Annotated in this window: 17 protein-coding genes; 7 read left to right on the top strand and 10 right to left on the bottom strand. The window is 65.5% G+C overall.

Annotation, left to right across the window (positions count from 1 at the left end):
* Window positions 1-20: 20 nt before the first annotated feature.
* The 3 genes from NV382_RS01720 (at window position 21) to NV382_RS01710 (ending at window position 2,223) form a co-directional block, all read left to right on the top strand.
* On the top strand, window positions 21-404 hold the full coding sequence (locus NV382_RS01720; RefSeq protein ID WP_260598830.1) for an endonuclease domain-containing protein: 384 nt from the start codon (window positions 21-23) through the stop codon (window positions 402-404).
* Window position 405: 1 nt separating this feature from the next.
* Window positions 406-1,713 carry a bifunctional folylpolyglutamate synthase/dihydrofolate synthase gene (locus tag NV382_RS01715; RefSeq protein WP_260598829.1) on the top strand — a complete coding sequence of 436 codons (1,308 nt, stop codon included), beginning with the start codon at window positions 406-408 and terminating at the stop codon, window positions 1,711-1,713.
* A gap of 72 nt (window positions 1,714-1,785) precedes the next feature.
* A complete protein-coding gene (locus tag NV382_RS01710) occupies window positions 1,786-2,223 on the top strand; it encodes a DUF6628 family protein (protein WP_260598828.1) in 438 nt (145 codons plus the stop codon).
* Between the two features lie 28 nt (window positions 2,224-2,251).
* Here the strand turns inward: NV382_RS01710 and NV382_RS01705 are convergent, their stop codons facing one another.
* From NV382_RS01705 to NV382_RS01690, 4 genes are all read right to left on the bottom strand, one after another.
* Complete coding sequence (locus NV382_RS01705) at window positions 2,252-2,641, bottom strand: hypothetical protein (protein ID WP_260598827.1); 390 nt, start codon at window positions 2,639-2,641, stop codon at window positions 2,252-2,254.
* Between the two features lie 21 nt (window positions 2,642-2,662).
* A complete protein-coding gene (locus NV382_RS01700; protein WP_260598826.1) occupies window positions 2,663-2,995 on the bottom strand; it encodes a hypothetical protein in 333 nt (110 codons plus the stop codon).
* A complete protein-coding gene (locus NV382_RS01695; protein WP_260598825.1) occupies window positions 2,996-4,330 on the bottom strand; it encodes an AmpG family muropeptide MFS transporter in 1,335 nt (444 codons plus the stop codon).
* A gap of 65 nt (window positions 4,331-4,395) precedes the next feature.
* Complete coding sequence (locus tag NV382_RS01690; protein ID WP_260598824.1) at window positions 4,396-4,824, bottom strand: response regulator; 429 nt, start codon at window positions 4,822-4,824, stop codon at window positions 4,396-4,398.
* A gap of 273 nt (window positions 4,825-5,097) precedes the next feature.
* Between NV382_RS01690 and NV382_RS01685 the strand changes: the two genes are divergently transcribed.
* Window positions 5,098-6,330: a pseudouridine synthase gene (locus NV382_RS01685; RefSeq protein ID WP_418066784.1), complete on the top strand. Its 1,233-nt coding sequence runs from the start codon at window positions 5,098-5,100 to the stop codon at window positions 6,328-6,330.
* A gap of 3 nt (window positions 6,331-6,333) precedes the next feature.
* Window positions 6,334-6,870, top strand: coding sequence for a 16S rRNA (guanine(966)-N(2))-methyltransferase RsmD (gene rsmD, locus NV382_RS01680; protein WP_260598822.1), 537 nt, complete (start codon window positions 6,334-6,336; stop codon window positions 6,868-6,870).
* 1 nt (window position 6,871) lies between these two features.
* Here the strand turns inward: rsmD and NV382_RS01675 are convergent, their stop codons facing one another.
* The 6 genes from NV382_RS01675 to NV382_RS01650 form a co-directional block, all read right to left on the bottom strand.
* On the bottom strand, window positions 6,872-8,224 hold the full coding sequence (locus NV382_RS01675; RefSeq protein WP_260598821.1) for an MFS transporter: 1,353 nt from the start codon (window positions 8,222-8,224) through the stop codon (window positions 6,872-6,874).
* Window positions 8,225-8,399: 175 nt separating this feature from the next.
* Entirely contained in the window at window positions 8,400-10,052 is a 1,653-nt protein-coding gene (locus NV382_RS01670) for an inorganic phosphate transporter (RefSeq protein WP_260598820.1), read from the bottom strand.
* A gap of 128 nt (window positions 10,053-10,180) precedes the next feature.
* Window positions 10,181-10,822: a class I SAM-dependent methyltransferase gene (locus tag NV382_RS01665; protein ID WP_260600271.1), complete on the bottom strand. Its 642-nt coding sequence runs from the start codon at window positions 10,820-10,822 to the stop codon at window positions 10,181-10,183.
* A 25-nt stretch (window positions 10,823-10,847) separates the two neighbouring features.
* Entirely contained in the window at window positions 10,848-12,086 is a 1,239-nt protein-coding gene (locus NV382_RS01660; protein ID WP_260598819.1) for a BtaA family protein, read from the bottom strand.
* 348 nt (window positions 12,087-12,434) lie between these two features.
* Window positions 12,435-12,833 carry a GFA family protein gene (locus NV382_RS01655; protein ID WP_260598818.1) on the bottom strand — a complete coding sequence of 133 codons (399 nt, stop codon included), beginning with the start codon at window positions 12,831-12,833 and terminating at the stop codon, window positions 12,435-12,437.
* A gap of 97 nt (window positions 12,834-12,930) precedes the next feature.
* Window positions 12,931-15,789: a TonB-dependent receptor domain-containing protein gene (locus NV382_RS01650; RefSeq protein WP_260598817.1), complete on the bottom strand. Its 2,859-nt coding sequence runs from the start codon at window positions 15,787-15,789 to the stop codon at window positions 12,931-12,933.
* A 286-nt stretch (window positions 15,790-16,075) separates the two neighbouring features.
* Here NV382_RS01650 and NV382_RS01645 point away from each other — a divergent pair, with 286 nt between their 5' ends.
* Both NV382_RS01645 and NV382_RS01640 read left to right on the top strand, forming a co-directional pair.
* Window positions 16,076-16,321 (top strand): hypothetical protein, encoded by a 246-nt coding sequence (locus NV382_RS01645; RefSeq protein WP_260598816.1) that lies wholly within the window; start codon window positions 16,076-16,078, stop codon window positions 16,319-16,321.
* A 269-nt stretch (window positions 16,322-16,590) separates the two neighbouring features.
* Window positions 16,591-18,912: an ATP-dependent helicase gene (locus tag NV382_RS01640; protein WP_260598815.1), complete on the top strand. Its 2,322-nt coding sequence runs from the start codon at window positions 16,591-16,593 to the stop codon at window positions 18,910-18,912.
* The last annotated feature ends 141 nt before the right edge of the window (window positions 18,913-19,053 follow it).

Below are 19,053 nucleotides of genomic sequence, written 5' to 3'. Positions count from 1 at the left end.
AGAGGGTTGGGAGAGGGGCAGTGCCGCAGACCGACAAGCTGTTGCTGGAGCGCGCAAAGTCGATGCGCACCATCATGACCCAACCGGAGCGCGAAATCTGGACCGCCTTGCGCGGTAAGCGCTTCGAGAACACGAAGTTCGTGCGGCAGGTCGTGATCGGCCCATACATCGCCGATTTCGTTGCGAGATCCGATAAGCTGATCCTCGAAATAGACGGCGACACGCATACCGACGCCGAGCAGGATACGCGGCGCACCTCTTGGCTGGAAGCTCAAGGATATCGCATCATCCGCTTCAACAATAATGACGTGATGCATAATATGGAGAGTGTGCTGGAAACGCTCGCGCTAGCACTTGCTGCTGCCCCTCTCCCAACCCTCTCCCCAAAGGGGAGAGGGCTCTAAGATGCCCGACCACGCCACCTCCTCGTCGCCTGCCGTCCAGCACCAGCTCGACCGACTCTGGGCACTTTCCCCGGGCGCCGACATCCTCGGGCTGGAACGCATCACCACTTTGCTCGCGCGGCTTGGCGATCCGCAGGATCGCCTCCCGCCGGTGTTCCACGTCGCCGGCACCAACGGCAAGGGCTCGACCTGCGCGTTCCTGCGTGCCGCGATCGAGGCTGCCGGCCATGTCGTACACGTCTATACCAGCCCGCATCTCGTCCGCTTCAACGAACGTATCCGCGTCGCCGGGCAGTTGATCGACGATGATGCTCTGGCGTCGCTGCTCGCCGCAGTGCTCGACGTTGCCGACGGCATCGGCGCCAGCTTCTTCGAAGTGACCACCGCCGCCGCTTTCCTGGCCTTCAGCCGCACCCCTGCCGATGCCTGCATCATCGAGGTCGGGTTGGGCGGTCGACTGGACGCCACCAACGTGGTGCATCCCGTCGTCACCGGCATCGCGCAGCTCGGCATCGATCATCAGAGCTTCCTCGGCGACACATTGCTTGAAATCGCCAGCGAGAAAGCAGGCATCGCCAAGGCCGGTGTCCCGCTCGTCACGATGGATTATCCCCGCGCCATCCGCGAGCGGATCGCAACGATCGCAAGGCAAGCGGGCGCGCCGGTGCTCGCGCGAAACATCGCCTGGACCAGCGAAACCGCGCGCGACGCCGTGAAGTATAGCGAGATCGGCTTCACGCTCATCACCAACCGCCCTCGGCTGGTCGGCACGCATCAGTCGCGCAACCTTGCCCTCGCCATCGCCATGCTACGCCACCAGAAGGCCGTCGACATACCGGATGTCGCATTGCGCGCCGCCGCCGACTGGGCGCATTGGCCGGCACGGCTCCAGCATCTCGGGCCAGGCCCGCTCGTCGCGCGCCTTCCGTCCGGCAGCGAGATCTGGCTGGACGGCGCGCACAATGCCGCCGCGGCACGGCCGCTCGCCCAATCGCTCGCCCGCATCGCCCGCGATCGGCCCGTCACCCTTGTCACCGGCATGCTTGCCAACAAGGATGCAGCCAGCGTGCTGCGCGAATTGGCGGCGCAGGTCGATCATGTCATCGCCGTGCCGGTCCCCGGCCATGCCCATCATGAACCAGCGGCGCTGGCGGATATCGCCCGCATCCTCGGCCTGTCCGCCGAGACCGCTCCTTCGTTCGACGCCGCAATAGACACCTTGCGCGATGCCCCGCGCTTCGTGCTGATTGCCGGCACATTGTACCTCGCCGGTGAAGTGCTCGCCGCGAACGACGAGCCGCCGACCTGATTCCTTATTGATATTGACTTGCAATAACGAAGCGCCGACGCTGCTTGCATCAGCCGCGGAGTCGCCCTCGTCATGACCACTGTTCCAAACGCCCAGCCCACGGTTCATCCGCTGCCGCACGCCCTGCCGGGCTGCGCCAATGCCTGCCTCGCTTTGTTCGCGATCCGGCGAATGGGCGCCGGCGGCCTGGCGGACGCGCATGCCGCACACGCCTTTGTCGGTGCCTTCGGGGAGAGCTTCCGCCGCCCGCTCGTGCTGATGCGCGTGTTGATGGCGGAGCTCGCCGCCACCTCGACCTGCCCGATCGCGATTGCCCCCTGCTGCTGCGCCCGAATGACACCGGCGGAGAATGCGTTGATGGTGGTGCTCAGCCATCGCGAGGCGGCGCCGCTCGGCGCAAGACTGCTGCTTCGCGATCTCCTGGGGGTGCGCCACGTCGATGGCGTGCTGGCCAGCGCGAAGGCAGCAGCGCAGGCGTTCGCGGATGCCGGTCGGCCGATTTCGGCGTAGCGCCCGACCTCCGTCCGGAGCGACGTTGCTAGGCGCGCAATTCCGCCAGCCGTGCCATCGCCCAGCGGTACATATCCGCCTCCGCCGCGCGCTGCTGCCGGTCGAGCCGCTTCATCCGCGCCTCCACTTCCTCCAGCACGCCGCGCGCTTTCTTGTCCCAGCCCTCGGCGATGAGCAGCGCCGCATAACGGCAGCGCGCTTCCTCGCCCGGCAAGCGCGTCACGACATCGGCATACAAGGCCAGTGCCTCGTCCGTGGGCCCGAGCGCCTCCAGGATCCGCGCGCGCAGCAACGCCTGGCGGTCCTTGTCACCCTGGGAATGCGCTGGCGGCAATGCGTCCAGCGTGATCAGGGCGTCGGCTGCCGATCCGGTCTCGAATTCTGCGCGCGCGATCTTGGCACCAGTGTGCAGGTCCAATGGCCCGCGCTGCACCGCCTCTCAGTAGAGCGGCAGCGCCTCGTCGAAGCGGCCCAGCCCGGCCAGCGCATCGCCCAGCCTGATGCGGTTCGCCGCCGTATCGGCGAGATCCAGCGCGTCGCGCGCGCTGCGTACCTCGCGCTCGGGATCGAGCTTGGCCACGGCCTTGGCCCGCGCGGTACGCACGTGGCGGTTGCCGTGCAGCCGCGGATAGACCTCGATCACCAGATAGGCGATCGTGCTCGGCCCGGGCAGGAACATCAGCGCCATGATCCACAACTGGTTGCGGCCGTTGCGGATCACATCGATGATCAGCATCACCTGCACCGCCAGGATCGCAAGATAGACAATCATTCAGTCGCCCCCTGTTCGAACGTCGCCCTCCCCCGCCGTGCCGGCATCGCCGATCGAGCGATCGACCAGCCCGCTGCGCATCATCCACCAGAACAGCAGCACCCCGGGGAAAGCCAATACGGTGGTCAGCAGGTAGAAGTTCACATAGCCGAACGCCTCGACCAAGCCGCCCGCAGTCGTGCCGGTGACGAACCGGCCGACCACGCTCGATGCCGCCGAGATCAGCGCATATTGCGCGGCGGTGAAGCGCAGGTCGGTCAGCGCCGCGAAATACGCCACCACCACCACACCGCCAAAGCCGCTGGCGAAATTCTCGAAACCGATCGCACTTGCCATGCCGATGTTCGAATGCCCTGCCGCTGCCAGCCCGGCAAAGCTGAGGTTCGACAAGGCCATCAAGATCAGGGCAAGCAGCACGGATCGCTTCATCCCCATCTTGGCGTACAGCGCGCCGCCGACGAAGATGCCGACCAGATAGGCGATGAACCCGATCCACACGTCGTAGAATGCGATCTCGTCATTGGTGAACTTCAGATCGTCGAACAGCAGCCGCAACGTCAGGTTCGCCAGCGTGTCGCCGATCTTGTGGATCAGGATGAAGGCCAGCACGATCAGCGCGCCCTCGCGCGCGAAGAACTGGACGAACGGCCCCCAGATGGCACGGAAGAACGGCGCCGGCCCGCGTCGTCCGTCGCTCGGTTCCCGGTGCCGCTTCGGCTCGCCGACGATCAGCGCCGCGATCACCGCCGGCAGCGCGAGCGATGCGCAGGCCAGGTAAGCGAGTTCCCAGCCGCTGCGCGCGGCGATCACCAGCGCCAGCGCACCAGCGCCTGCCGATCCGATCCGCCAGCCATATTGCGACATGCCCGATCCCACGCCCAATTGCCTGGGCTCGAGGATTTCGATCCGGTACGCATCGATCACGATATCGAACGTCGATCCCGCCACGCCGACCAGGATCGCCGCGACTGCCGTCGCCATGATGTCCGCCTCGGGATCGATCAGCGCAAGATTGGCCACTGCCGCTACGACCAGGATTGCCGCAACGATCATCCACGATACGCGCTGTCCAAGCCGCCCGAGCAACGGCAGCCGGACGCCATCCACCACCCACGCCCACAGCCATTTCAGGTTGAACACCAGGAAGGCGAGGCTGAATGCGGTGACGGTCTTCTTGTCGATGCCGTCCTGCGCCAGCCGCGTGGTCAGCGTCGCCCCAATCATAGCATAGGGAAAGCCTGAGGAGATACCCAGCGCGAGCGCGGCGAGCGGGGCCTTCTCGACATAGGGCTTCACCCCGCCCCACCAGCCCGCGCCGGTCGTCATATCGGTCATTCGTCGCTCGCTCCCCGCATCATGCGGCGGAGCCTAGACCAGCGGCGCCAAGAATAAACCCCTGCTTACGCCGTCTCGAACAACCGGAACCCCGCAGGCAGGCGCTTCGGCGGCTTGCCGTCCAACACCCCCTCAACGGCCCTGATCGCGGCGAGCAACGTGCGCTGCGCATAGGGCTTGTCGAGGCACGCGACGGCCACGGCGCTAGCCTCCGCCGGACACTCTCCGGTGACGAACATCACGGGGATGCCGGCCTCCTGCGCCGCCCGCGCGACATCCAGGCCGCTGCCATCGGCCAGATTCACGTCCACCAGCATCAGGTCGATTTCGCCGGTATCCCGGATCACCACCATCGCATCGGCAACCCGGTCGACGGTGGCGACGATCTCGAACGCCTCGTCGCGCAAGAAATGCTCGGTGTCGAACGCTACCAGCGGCTCGTCCTCGACGATCAACAGCTTCGTAATGCGCCGTGTCTTCTTGCCGAAGAGCATTGGTGCGAGACCCGCCTTTGCCTTTGAGTTCGAGGCACAATGCCCCGAACCTCGTTACGCCTGCGTCTCTTAACGCGCCGCCTTAACCTTGGTCGCAAGTTTTTTTTTCGAGTCAACGCGCGATTACGCTGTATCAGCGCAGTCGTGCCAGATTCACCCGCCTCCCCCACCGCCGTCCACCAAGACGAGCAACGTCCCGTCCGCAAAGACGAACAACGTATCGCCAAGCTGCTCGCGCGCGCCGGCATCGCCTCGCGTCGCGAGATCGAGCGCATGATCGCCGATGGCCGCGTCGCGCTCAACGATGTCGTCATCGACACACCCGCGACGATCCTGAAGTCGCTCGACGGCGTCACGGTCGATGGCGTGCCGGTCGAGGCCCCTGCCGCCGCACGCTTGTTCCTCTATCACAAGCCCAGCGGCCTGCTTGTAACCGAACGCGATCCTGCCGGGCGGCCGACGATCTACGACAAATTGCCGCGCGACCTGCCGCGCCTGGTTCCGGTCGGCCGCCTCGATCTCAACACCGAGGGGCTGCTGCTGCTCACCACGGATGGCGAGTTGAAGCGTCAGTTGGAACTACCTTCCACCGGCGTCGAGCGTGCCTATCGCGCCCGCGCCTATGGCGACATCACGCAGGCGCAACTCGAAGAGCTGATCCATGGCGTCGAGATCGAGGGCGTGCGCTACGGCGCGATCAACGCCAATCTGGAGCGCCGCACCGGCGCCAATGTTTGGATCGAGATGATCCTGACCGAAGGCAAGAACCGTGAAGTGCGCCGCGTGCTCGAATATCTGGGGCTAAAAGTCAGCCGCTTGATCCGTACGCGCTACGGCCCGTTCCTGCTCGCCGATCTGCCGCCGGGTGGGATCGGCGAGGTGAAGGGCCATGATGTCGCCGCGTTCCGCAAGAACCCGACGCGCAACCCGCCACCCGAACGGCTGCGCCGCGATGAGAAGTTCAGCGAACGACCCAAGCCGACCCCGGTGCAGGCCAACACCGCACGGCCGCGGCCGGACGGCCCGCGCCCGGCCGCCACGCCGGCGCGCAAGCCAAGTCCGGTGCAAGCCGGCAAGCCCGCCACCCGTATCACGCGCGAGACGGCGTCCGCCGCGGATCGCGCCGCGTTCGTCGACAATCCCAGCCGCGGCACCCGCGCTGGTGGTCGTCCTGCCAAGCAGCCCGTCAAGACTGCCGGCTGGCAACCCTCGACCGACCAGCAGCCGCGCGAGGCGACACCGACGCCCGGCGCCGTGCGTCCCAAACGCTTCTACGACGCCAAGCCACCGCGTGCCCGTGAGGGCTCACCCGCAGGTGGTGCCCCGACGGGCCGGCCCGCGCGCGTGTTCAATCCCGAGCTTGGCCGCAACGTCCGCGCCAAGCCGGCCCGGCCCGCGCGTGACACAAGCGAAGCCTCACGCCCGTCGCGGCCTTCTTCGCGTCCCACGCCCAAGGGCGGCGGCAAGCCGACCGGCGGCAGCTCCACACCTCGTACCCGGAAGTAAGCTATGCGTATCATCTCAGGCCAGTGGCGCGGTCGTCCGATCGTTGCCCCCAAAGGCGACGCAACCCGGCCCACCGCCGACCGTGCGCGCGAGACCTTGTTCTCGATGCTGACCAGCCGCCTGGGCAGCTTTGCCGATCTGGCGGTTGCGGATCTGTTCGCCGGCTCCGGCGCGCTCGGCCTCGAAGCATTGTCGCGTGGCGCCGCCTCCTGCCTGTTCGTCGAACAGGATAAACCCGCGCTCGATGCCCTGCGCGCCAACCTGGCCAAGCTCGGTGCCAAGGGTGACGTGCGGGCACAGTCGGTTATGGCGCTCGGCCTCGCGCCCAAGCCGCTCGACCTGATCCTGATGGACCCGCCCTACGGCACCGGCGCCGGCGCCGTGGCGCTCGACAAGCTTTCGCGTCTCGGCTGGACCGGTCCTGCGACCTGGGTCAGCATCGAAACCGGCAAGGACGAGACGATCGAGGTCGACGGCTTCGCGATCGACGTCGAACGCAATTCCGGTAAGGCCAAGCTGACGATCTTGCGCGCGGTCTGACTTATTTCCCGTTCGTGTCGAGCAAAGTCGAGACACCCCGCGCGCCCTTAGCCGTGTGTCCCTGGACGTCGCTCGGGACGAACGGCGAGGGCGCCGCACGCAATAGCATCAGCCCCACCAGGCTCAACACTCCCGCCACCACCAGATACGCCCCCACCAGCCCCAGCCCGCCGCGCTCGGCCAGCGCCTGCGCGGCGATCGGCGCCAGTGCCCCGCCAAAGATTCCGCCCAGGTTGAAGCTGATCGACACGCCCGAATAGCGCACGCCCGGCGGGAACAGGGATGGCAGCCAGCCGCCGAGCGGCCCGTAGCAAAAGCCCATCGCGAACAGCGAGAGCGCCAGCCACGCAAAGACGACCCACAAGGATGCCGCACCCAGCATCGGTCCCATCAGCACTCCGGACGCCACGCAGCCGACGAACCCCCAGCGCAACATTGCCTGCGCGCCACCGCGATCGGCCAACACCGACGACACGATCACCCCCAGTGCCAGGAACAGGATTGCGGCGATCTCGAGCCCCAGGAACGCCTGCCGTCCATGGCCCAGCGTCGTCGTACCGTAACTGAGCGCAAAGGCGGTCGTGAGGTAGAACAGGGCAAAGCACGCGATCACCCCGACCGTGCCCAGGATCGTCGGACGCAAATGCGTGCGGAGCAGCTCGGCGATCGGCACCCGCGCCAGGCCATGATGCGCCGCCGCCTCGCGGAAGGCCGGCGTCTCGGTCAGCTTCAACCGCACCCACAGGCCCAGGCCGACCAGGATCGCACTCGCCAGGAACGGCACCCGCCAGCCCCAGTCGCGGAACTGATCGTCGGTCAGCAATGCCCCGAGCAGCAGGAAGAAGCCGTTCGCCGCAATGAAGCCGATCGGCGCGCCCAAGGGCGGGAACATGCCATAGCGGTTTTCATAGCCGGGCGGCGCATTCTCCACCGCCAGCAGGCTCGCCCCGCCCCATTCGCCGCCAAGGCCGAAGCCTTGCGCAAAACGCAGCACGCACAGCAACAGCGGCGCAACCCAGCCGACCTGCGCATAGCTTGGCAGGAACGCGATCGCGACCGTCGCCCCGCCCATCAGCATCAGCGATCCGACCAACGTCGATTTGCGCCCCAGCCGATCCCCAAAATGCCCGAACACCGCCGCCCCCAATGGCCGCGCGAAGAAGGCGAGCCCGAAACTGGCATAAGACAGCATCAGTTGCGCCGACTGGCTCTCGGTCGGGAAGAATAGCGGCCCGAAGACAAGCGCCGCGGCGGTCGCATAGATATAGAAGTCGTAGAACTCGACCGAGGTGCCGATCAGGCTCGCGGCGAGGATCCGGCGATGCGCCCGCATCGGACTGGCGGTAGCTGTCATGCCGCTAGGGATTTGCGCCGGAGTAGCCTCAGGTCAACCCCGCCTATCTTACACTGTTCCCCGGCGAAGGCCGGGGCCCAGTAGCGAGGCCGATGCAACTACGCGCAACATGTGCCAACTTCTGCTCACCAACTGGACCCGCGCCTTCGCCGGAGAACATCGTCGCCCGCGTTGGTCAAGCCCCGCCGTTCGCCCGCACCAGGCTCAGCAGCAACCAGTACAGCCCGCCCGACAGCAGCATCGCCGCCGGCAGCGTCATCACCCAGGCAAGCGCCATGTTGCGGATCGTCCGCACCTGCAGCCCCTGTCCGTTAGCAACCGACGCACCCGCCACGCCCGAGGTCAGGATGTGCGTCGTCGATACCGGCAGGCCGAAGCGCTCCGCCATCAGGATCACCGATGCGGCGACCAGTTCGGCCGATGCACCCATGCCATAGGTCATGTGGCTCTTGCCGATCTTCTCGCCGACCGTGATCACGATCCGCTTCCACCCGACCATCGTGCCCAGGCCCAGCGCAATTGCGACCGCGACCTTCACCCACAAGGGGATGAAGCGCGTGCCCGATTCCAGCTTGTCCTGATAGTCGCCGATACCTTTCAGTTCCGCGGCCGAGAAGCGCGTTTCCTTGTCCTCCGCCTTGGTCATCAGCTTCGTGGTGTCGAGCAGCAGGTACATGTCGTTGCGCACGTTGTGCGTGGCTTCGGCCGGCACCTTGCTCAGCGCACCATAGCCGCCGACGCGCTGGGCAAGATCGCGCGACACGGTCTCGACCGCGCCATACACTTCCGGGCGGTCGACCTGCTTGGCCTGCAGCGCGTCGGTGAGCACACCGCGCGCCGCCACCAGCGGAATGTCCAGCCCACGCGACTTGGCGTCGAACGTCGCGCTGACCGCATTGGCGGAGGCGACGAACGCCGGCGTGGCACTGTCCGGCAAGGTGCGGTTGAGCGCATAGGCGGTCGGCGCGCAGCCGATCAGGATCAGCATGATCAGCCCCATGCCCTTCTGCCCGTCATTACCCCCATGCGCGAAGCTCACCGCGGTGCAGGTAAAGATCAGCAGCGCGCGGATGCCTTTGGGCGGCGGCGCGCCCTCGGCCGGCTGCTCGTACAAAGCAGGCTTGCGAACGACCATCTTCATGGCGAACAGCAGCACCATCGCGGCGAAGAAACCGATCAGCGGCGCCATCCACAGCCCCGTCAGCACCTTGGTCGCCTGGCTCCATTCCACGCCCGCCGTGCCGCCGGCGCTGCCGCCTGTCAGCATCTGGTTGGCAAAGCCAACGCCCAGGATCGATCCGATCAGCGTGTGGCTGGAGGAATTAGGCAGCCCGATATACCAGGTCGCCAGGTTCCACAGCACCGCCGCCAGCAACAGCGAAAAGATCATCGCGAAGCCGCCGCTGCTGCCCACGTTCAGGATCAGGTCGACAGGCAGCAAGGTGATGATCGAATACGCCACGGCACCGGTGGAGAGCATGACGCCCAGGAAGTTGAAGAACCCCGACCATACCACCGCGGCATAGGCGGGCATGGAATTGGTGTAGATCACCGTCGCCACCGCGTTGGCGGTGTCGTGGAAGCCGTTGACGAATTCGAACCCCAACGCGATCAGCAGCGCCAATCCCAGAAAGGCGAAGACGCCCAGCGCCAGGCTCTCGCCCACCTGCCGCGTATCCACGAACACGCTGTAACCGGCATAAGCGAAGCCGCCGAACAGCGCGACGAGGAACAGAGTCCGAGCAATCGGCGGAACGGGTCGATCGAACCGCGAGTGATGGGGCGCGTCGTGGGGCGACGTTGAAGCCGCGATAGCGTGTGTGGCCATGATGATTTCCCTTCGCGGGTGTTCGTGACAGCTTCATGACAGTACGATGACAACGTTCGCGGCGGCCCGATCTCAACCATCGGCCCGCCACTTATTCCAGTCACCCGGGTTGAACCCGGGGGCAACGATCAGGACGGCACGACATCCCGCTCCAGCCGCCCGGCCCAAGCATAACCCCGGTAGCGCGGCGTGAAGGTCGCGCGCCAGGCCTGCCGCGCCGCCACGTCGTGCAGCGCCGCCGCCAAATCAGCCCGCGGCGTCACATCGAACTTCCCCAACCACGCGAACAATCCGCGCCGGAAAACCGCCGGCAGCCGCTCCTGTTGCCCGAAGTCGACGCAATCCACTCGCCCGCGCGCGACCGCCGCGGCCTGCGCCAGGGCAGCGCGCCAATCGGGGATCATCGAGAGCGTATAAGACATCATCACGCGGTCGAACGTCGCCTGCCCGAACAAGGCGATGGGATCGAACCCGGTCGCGTCGCCCTGGGCCAGGATGATCCGGTCGCTGAGTCCCGCCCGGGCGACATTCGCCCGCGCGGTGGTCAGCATCTCTTCGGAAAGGTCGATCCCGAAGCAGCGCGCCCCCGGCCACGCCTTGGCCACCGCGATCAGGTTGCGCGCCGTGCCGCAACCGATCTCGATCACGCTGCCGCCCCCCTCCTCGCCGGTGCCGAGATCGAGCTCGGCGATCAGCCGGTCGCGCCCGAGCAGGTAATATTTGCGCGTCAGATCATAGAAATGCCGTTGCCGCGCATAGATCGCGTCCATCCGCGAGGCGTGATCCACCACGCGCTCAACCCTTCAGCACGTACAGGTGCACGCCGCCATAGATCGAGGATCGATCGCGCGCGGTGTAATCCAGCGAGTCGGCCTCGCGATATTCCCAGCGATCGAGCAATTCGTCCGCCACACGCCCGGGCAAGAGGCTCGGCGCGGCTGCGGTACGGAAAAGAACGCGCGCGCCGGGCTTGGCGGTGCGCGTGATTTCGGACCACAACGTGTTCAACTGCTCGTCGGTCATCCAGTCCTGCGCGTCGAGCAGGATATAACGGTCACGGCTTGCCGCGGGTAGCGCCGCCAGATGCTCGGCAAGGTTGGCATGCAGCACGTCGATCCGCCCGGCACGCGCGGCGATATCGGCATGATGCGCCGGATCGAGATACGGCGGCACCGACTGCCCCTCGCCCGGTGCATAGCGCCGCCCGAACGCCTGCTGCGCGAAATAATTGTCGCTGACCGGGAAGTCGCAGGCCAGTTTTTCAAGCCGGCCACGCAACACCGCACGGATGCCGCCGGGATCGTCGTTCGACAGCGCGGCATATTGCGCCGGCGGGATGCCCAGCCCGAACAACGATGCCGGCTGGTCCATCAGCCAGCGCACGAAGCCCTTGTCGAACACCGGCGCCAGCCGCGTCTCGAACACCCGCCGCTGCTCCTCGATCGTCGCCGCGGCCAGCATCTCCCGTGGATCGATGCCGTACAGCCGCGCAACCAGATGGGCCGTGCCGATGAAGCCGCCGAGCAGCCCGCGCTTGTAGATGTTGGCGGCGAACCCGCGGATACGCCGCCGGCCCATCACGTCGCGGCCTTCCCAGTAACGCTGCGTCACCTCATCGAGATGCGGCCGCAACTGCTGCATATAGACGCGCACGTTGGCGCGATCGTCCGCCTCGCCGAAGAAGCGGTGGAATGTCGCATGATCCGGCAGGTGCAGAGCGGCAGCGATCTTCAGCCGGTTGAGCGCGACATGCGCGGTGTTGAGATCGACCGCGGTGATCCGCGCCGGATCGGCGGTCAGATACGACAGCACGTTGCACCCGCCGCTGGCGATCGTCACGACATGGCAATCGGGCGTGATCGCCAGCGCCTCCATGTCGACGACCGGGTCTTCCCAGATCTGCGCATAGACCAGCCCGCGAAACGCGAAAGTGAAGGCGCGTTCCAGCATCCCCGCCTTGCTCGCCCCGTCATGCTGCTGGACTGCCGCGCCGACCTTCGCCGTCGTCGCCCGATGAAGCTTCAAGCCCGCCATGCCGCGTACCCCTTGTGGTTCGCGTCGCCGCTACGGCGTTTCCATGACTCCGCCGTGACGGCCAGCGCTTGGGTCGGATCTTATTCTGGCCCCGGCACCATCAGCACAGCACTTTCCGCCTGCTTCTGCATCGAAGATCCGGCCACTCCAACGTCTGGGTCCACCAACCCATGATCCATAGACCGAGCCGCCCTGCCTTCACCCCGAGAGATACACCACATTGTGCTCCTGCGGATGCAGGAGCCCAGGGTACCAAGCGCAGCATATGTGATTCTGGCCCCCTGCTCTTGCAGGGCCGCATGAGCGGACCGACTTCAAATACGACACAGGGCCGAATATCGGCCGCCCTTAGCTGCCAGGATATCTCGCAAATTCGGGAAGACCCGACACATCCGCCATCCACGGCAGGCGCTCCGCGACCTGGATGTGCGCCGCCGGCGGCATGTCGGCTGCGGCGTCCAGCGTCGTAGACTGAATGTCGATGATCCCGGGAAGCATCTGGGCGTTGGTATAGAACAGCCCGGTGCCACACATGCCGCAGAATTGCCGCCGTCCGCTGTGCGACGATTCGTAGGTCACCGGCGCACCGATCACCGTCACCTGATCCTCCGGGTACGCGATCCACCCCACCATCGGTGCCCCCGCGCTGCGCCGGCAATCCTCACAATGGCACAGTGCATGATGCAGCGGCTCCCCCGCCGCCTGATAGGTGACCGCCCCACAGTGACACCGCCCCGTCGTCGACATGATCCACTCTCCCTATTCCCGATTTGTTCCACAAGTCGGGGCCCGGGACAAGTGCTGATTCCCCGCCTGCGGCTTGTTCGCAGGCGGGGAGGATCGACTACATTTTATAGGACAACCGGACATAGCCGAACCGGCCCGGCACGTCGTACGTCGTCGGATCGTAATTGTTCAGGCTGCAGCTATAGCAGGCTGGCGGATTGCTGTTGAACAGGTTGTTGACGCCGAGCGTCAACGCAATCCGATCCTGCATCCAGCTTGGGCTGAACTGTACTTGCGCATCTCCATAGAGGCGGCTCTTCATGCGGTTCGGGCTGTTGTCGGGTTTCACGTCGTCGACACCATCGATATACCGTCCGGTGATCGACGCAGCGATGGGCCCTACTGCCCAGTCGATCGTGGCCTGCCCCTTGAACTTGGGATAGGCCTGGTCGGGGCTTCCGCGCTCGGTGCCGGTATATTCGGTGGTGGTGCTGCCTGTCGTCGCCGGCACCGTTTCCGAATATTTCAGCAGGTAGTTGCCCGCGGCATACAGGCCAAAGCTGCCCGCGCCGGTCTCCGACGTGCGCAGGTTGAACGTCGCATCGATGCCCTGCGTCCGGATACCGCCGGTATTCAGCAGCACACCGTTGATCGACGAGATGATCCCGCTTGGTGCACGACGGATCGCAGCGCAGCTCAACGCGTCGGCGACTTGCGCGCAACGGTCGAGCAGCACGTCCGCGCCGATCGATGCGATCGCGCCCTTCACCTTGATGTCATAGTAATTGACCTCCAGGCTCAGCGTGCGCAGCGATCCGCCGCGTGCCCAGGCCGGGCTGTATGCCCCACCAAACAGGATCGTGCGCGCCGTTTCCGGCTGCAAATCCCGGTTGCCCCCGGTCAGCACCGGCAGCTGGCCGTTCGGCTCCTGATAGCTGCCGCTCACCGGCACGCCATTGGCCACGCAATTGGCGCGCACCGTCGCTGATGCCTGATATTGCGATCCGGCGATGTTGGAGCAAGGATCGGACAGCGGCTGATCGAAGCGCGACTGCGCACCGTACAATTCGCCGATCGATGGCGCCCGCAGGCTTTCGGCATAGGAACCGCGCAGCAGCAGGTCGCTGACCGGCTTCCATAGCACGCCCCCGGTCAGCGTCGTGTTGCCGCCGAAGGTCGAATAATTCGAATGGCGCGCCGCACCGTTCAGTTCCAGCGACTGGAAGAACGGCACGTCCTTCAACAACGGCAGCCGCAGCTCGCCATACAGCTCGTCCACGTTGAACTGGCCGCTCGCCGCCTGCGCCGGGATGTCGGCACCGAGTCCGGCCTGGATGACCGGATCGGGTACGAAATTGCCCGACTGGAAGCGATGCTCATAGCCGATCGCGATGCCCACCGGCCCGCCCGGCAGGTCGAACAATTCACCCGTCAGGTTGGCGGTATAATCGTCGAGCCGCTGCGAACTGCGCGAGCGTTCGTCGAACCCGACATAGGCCAGCATCTCAGGGGTGATCGATCCCACACCACCAAAGAAATTGAACGGCACGCACGGCCCGGTGCAGTCGCTGACCGGCCCAAGCGCTTGCTGCAGCCGCGCAACGTTGACGTTGCCGGTGAATAACTGATGCGCGTCATTCTGCCCGACCGAGGCGTTGGCATCCCAATACCAATTGCGCCCGAACATCTGGAACTTGCCGTCCAGCGTGCCGGTGACCGACATGGTGTCGACCTGCTGGCTGTAGGTACGCTGCCCAGCCTCGACCAAGCGGCGGTACACCGCGGTATAGTTCTGCCCCGGCACCAACGTAGCGCCGAACGGATTGTACGGATTGGTGACGTCGACCGAAATCGTGTCGAGCAGATTGCCGTTGCCGACATCTGGCCCGATGCCAAGTGGCAGGAACGCCGCTCGGTTCTGCGAATTGCGGCGGTTGTACACCGCCTTCACGCGCAGGTTGAGCGCATCCGAGAACTCCGCGCGCGCGTTGACGAAGCCGCCATAACGCTCGTTCGGTGTCAGGAAGTAATTGAGCGGCGCGAAATTGTACCGATCGGCAGGCAACAGCAACTTGAAGTCTCCGGTTGCTAGTGTCGGATCGTAAACCGGGCGTCCAGCTACCGGTCCACGCAATGTGAGATTCTGCCCATTAACGACAAAACGCCCCAGCGGCGTGAAGCTCGAACACCCGCCGATCGGCTCGGCACAGCTCGCCTGTCCGGGATTGGGAAATTGCGAAATCGAGCGGTCGCTGGCGCGCACGTCCTGCTGCTTGGTATAGAAAACGCCCGCATCGACATGCGTCTGCGGCCCGCCAAAGCCATAGCTCAGCTGGTAATTCTGCGTCTGCCCATCATCCTTGCCCAGGAACTGGCCATATTGCGCCGACGCGCTCAGCCCCTTCTGCCCGGACTTGGTGATGATGTTGACGACGCCGCCGATCGCGTCCGAACCATAGAGCGCCGACGCCGCCGATTGCAGCACCTCGACGCGGCCGATCATCACATCGGGAATCGAATTCAGGTCGACCGTGCCCGGAATGCCGCTCGCACTCGCGCCGTTGACGTAGCGCATGCCGTCGACCAGCACGAGCGTCCGCTTGGCGCCCAGATAACGCAAGTCGATCGCCGCCGATCCCGCGCCGACCCCGCCGCCGTCGGGTGGGTTGCCGAGATTGCCCGAATTGTTGAACTTGGTGTTGAGCCCCCCCGACGAGCTCGGCAGCCGCTGCAGCACGTCGGCAATCGAGGAAAGCCCGGTTTTCGCGATTGCCGCCTCGTCGACGACGACCACCGGCTGCGGCTGTTCGGTCGGGTCGCGGCGGATGCGCGATCCGGTAACGACGATGTCGTCGGCCGCCACTGTCTCCACCGCAGCATCGCCCGCTGGCACGGCCGTTTGCGCGTGCCCGATACCGGCCGCCAGCATCGCCATCGGCAGCATCGCACCGCAGCGCAAGATCGTCTTGTAGCGCATAATTTCCCCACATCTGATACCCAGGAACATAGAAGATATCGCAACGCAGCAGGCTGACAATCGCAATACTGCGCGCCGAAGCCCATCGCCAATCGAATGTTGCAAGCTGTTACAGGAATGCAACAACCCGCTGCCCACGCTGAAAGCGCGCCTTCACGGCGCCGATAGTTCTTTTTCCTACCAACCGAGGGGATTATCAAATACGCAGATCCTCCGATGTCATTCGGCGCCGCGTCCGGCGCGGCAATGGGGATCGTTCGAAGACCTGGAAACTGGGAGACCATTGATGAAGAAGTTCGTGACCCTGTCGCTCGTGGCCGCTGCCGCGCTGACCGTTGCTGCCTGTGGCGACAAAGGCGCCGACAACAGCGCGACGTCGATCGACAACACGACCGTGCTCAACTCGGAAGATGCGCCGCTCGAGAACTTCAACGCGGAAGATACCGCGCTGAACACCGGCGACAATGTCGCGCTGGACGATGCGAACAGCAGCGTCGAGCTCAACGACACGGCCGGCAACACCGGCGAATAAACCGCACTCGCTAGCCGGCAAGTGAGGGCCAGCCGCCTGCGAGGGTGGCTGGCCCTTTTTCGTTTCAACAGCCGGCGCCCAAGCCCAACTAGCGTGCCGACAAGCAAGACTTTATTTCCGATCGGCTAAGTAGGAATTACATATTCCTGCGTCAGGTTTGCTCCCTGGACGGCCTCGGCCCGACACGCGTGTCGGGCCGTTGTTGTTGGAGCACCGAAGAGCGCACGCCAAGGTTGCCCTGCCGCCTCGCGTTCCCTACCTGTTCACGAATGTCCTCCGCCCCGACCCACGCCCCCGAACCGCCGTACCTGCGCGGCCTGAACCCGCCGCAGCGCGAAGCCGTGCTCACTACCGAGGGTCCGGTGCTCGTCCTCGCCGGGGCCGGCACCGGCAAGACCGCCGCGCTCACCGCGCGCCTCGGCCATCTGCTCTTCACCAAAAAGGCCTGGCCATCCGAGATCCTCTCGGTCACCTTCACCAACAAGGCCGCGCGCGAGATGAAGCACCGCGTCGGCAAGCTCGTCGGCGACGTGGTCGAGGGCATGCCCTGGCTCGGCACCTTCCATGCGATCGGCGCCAAGATGCTGCGCCGCCATGCCGAGCTCGTCGGCATGCAAAGCAACTTCACCATCCTCGACACCGACGACCAGCTCCGCCTGCTCAAGCAATTGATCCTCGCCGCCGATATTGACGAGAAACGCTGGCCCGCCCGCGCGCTCGCCGGGCTGATCGACGGCTGGAAGAACAAGGGCCTCGTTCCTGCAGACATCGACGCCGGCGAAAGTGAGCTCTATGCTAATGGTCGCGGTGGCGAGCTGTACGCCGCGTACCAGACGCGCCTCATCGCGCTCAACGCGTGTGATTTCGGCGATCTGCTGCTCCACATGCTCGTCATCCTAAAGCGCGACCGCGAAGTGCTCGCCGACTATCAGCGCCGCTTCAAATACATCATGGTCGACGAATACCAGGACACCAACAGCGTCCAGTATCTGTGGCTCCGTTTGCTCGCACAGGAACGCAAGAACCTGTGCTGCGTCGGCGACGACGACCAGTCGATCTATTCCTGGCGCGGCGCGCAGGTCGAGAACATCCTGAAGTTCGAAAAGGATTTCCCCGGCGCGAAGGTCATCCGCCTGGAACAGAATTACCGCTCAACCCCGCACATTCTCGGCGCCGCCAGCGGCGTGATCGCCAACAATAGCGGCCGCCTCGGCAAGCAATTGTGGACCGAGCTCGACGTCGGCGAGAAGGTCAAGGTGCTCGGCGTCTGGGACGGCCCCGAGGAAGCGCGCCGCGTCGGCGAGGAGATCGAGACGTGCAAGCGCGCCGGCAAATCGCTCGACGACGTCGCCATTCTCGTCCGCGCCCAGCACCAGACGCGCGAGTTCGAGGACCGCTTCATCTCGATCGGCATGCCCTATCGCATCGTCGGCGGTTTTCGCTTCTACGAACGCGCCGAAATCCGTGACGCGCTCGCCTATCTCCGCGTCGTCGCGCAGCCCGCCGACGATCTCGCCTTCGAACGCATCGTCAACGTGCCCAAGCGCGGCCTTGGCGACAAGGCAGTGCAAAAGGTCCATCAGCTCGCCCGCGCCACCGGCGTCCCCCTCACCACCGCCGCCGCGCGCATCCTCGACACCGACGAGCTGACCGGCGCGGCGCGCAAGTCGCTCGGCAATCTCGTCGGCGACATGGCGCGGTGGCGGGCGCTGGCGGGCGAACTCCCCCACCCCGATCTCGCCCGCCAGATCCTCGACGAGAGCGGCTATACCGGCATGTATCAGGCGGAAAAATCCGCCGAAGCCGCCGGCCGGCTGGAGAACCTCACCGAGCTCGTCCGCGCGATGGAGGAATACGAGAATCTCGGCGCGTTCCTCGAACATGTCAGCCTCGTCATGGATAACGAGAGCAATGCCGAGGATCCCAAGGTCACGATCATGACGATCCACGCCGCCAAGGGCCTGGAATACGACACCGTCTTCCTGGTCGGCTGGGAGGAAGGCCTGTTCCCCTCGCAACGGTCATTGGACGAAGGCGGTCTCGCCAGCCTCGAAGAGGAACGCCGCCTCGCCTATGTCGCGATCACCCGCGCGCGCCGCAAAGCGGTGATCATCCACGCCGCCAACCGCCGCATCTACGGCCAGTGGACCAGCAGCATCCCTAGCCGCTTCGTCGGCGAATTGCCCGACCATCATATCGAGCAGGAAACCACCATGTCGGGCGGCGCCAGCCTGTGGCAGGCCAATTGGAGCGAACGCGCCGACCCCTTTGCCGATGTCGCGCGCGGCGCCGGCCGTGGCCCCGGCTGGCAACGCGCGGCCGGTGTGGGCGGCGGCATCGACCCCGCCAAGCCCGGCGGCAGTTTCACCAGCCGCACCTTCTCCCGCGAGCCCAGCCGCGTGGTGGAAGCCCGCGCCTCGGCCGTCAGCCTCGGCAACAAGGGCCGCGACGATGTGTCGGTCGGCATGCGCGTGTTCCACCAGAAGTTCGGCTATGGTGAAATCGCCGAGATCGAAGGCAACAAGCTGGAGATCGATTTCGAGAGCGCCGGGCGCAAGCGGGTGATGGACAGCTTCGTGACGGTAGGCTGAGTAGGTCGGTCCCGCAGCCGTCACCCCGGGCTCGACCCGGGGTCCAGCTTCTTACTTCTTAGAGGAAGTCGCAGGACCGTTGGTCGCGCTAAGTGACGTAGGAATCGCTCTCGCGCCGATTGAGCGCAGCAGGCCACCGGT

Source organism: Sphingomonas endolithica (assembly GCF_025231525.1).
Classification (GTDB): domain Bacteria; phylum Pseudomonadota; class Alphaproteobacteria; order Sphingomonadales; family Sphingomonadaceae; genus Sphingomonas; species Sphingomonas endolithica.
The sequence above is the reverse complement of the archived record's forward strand: the minus strand, read 5'-3'. Positions and strand labels throughout refer to the sequence as shown.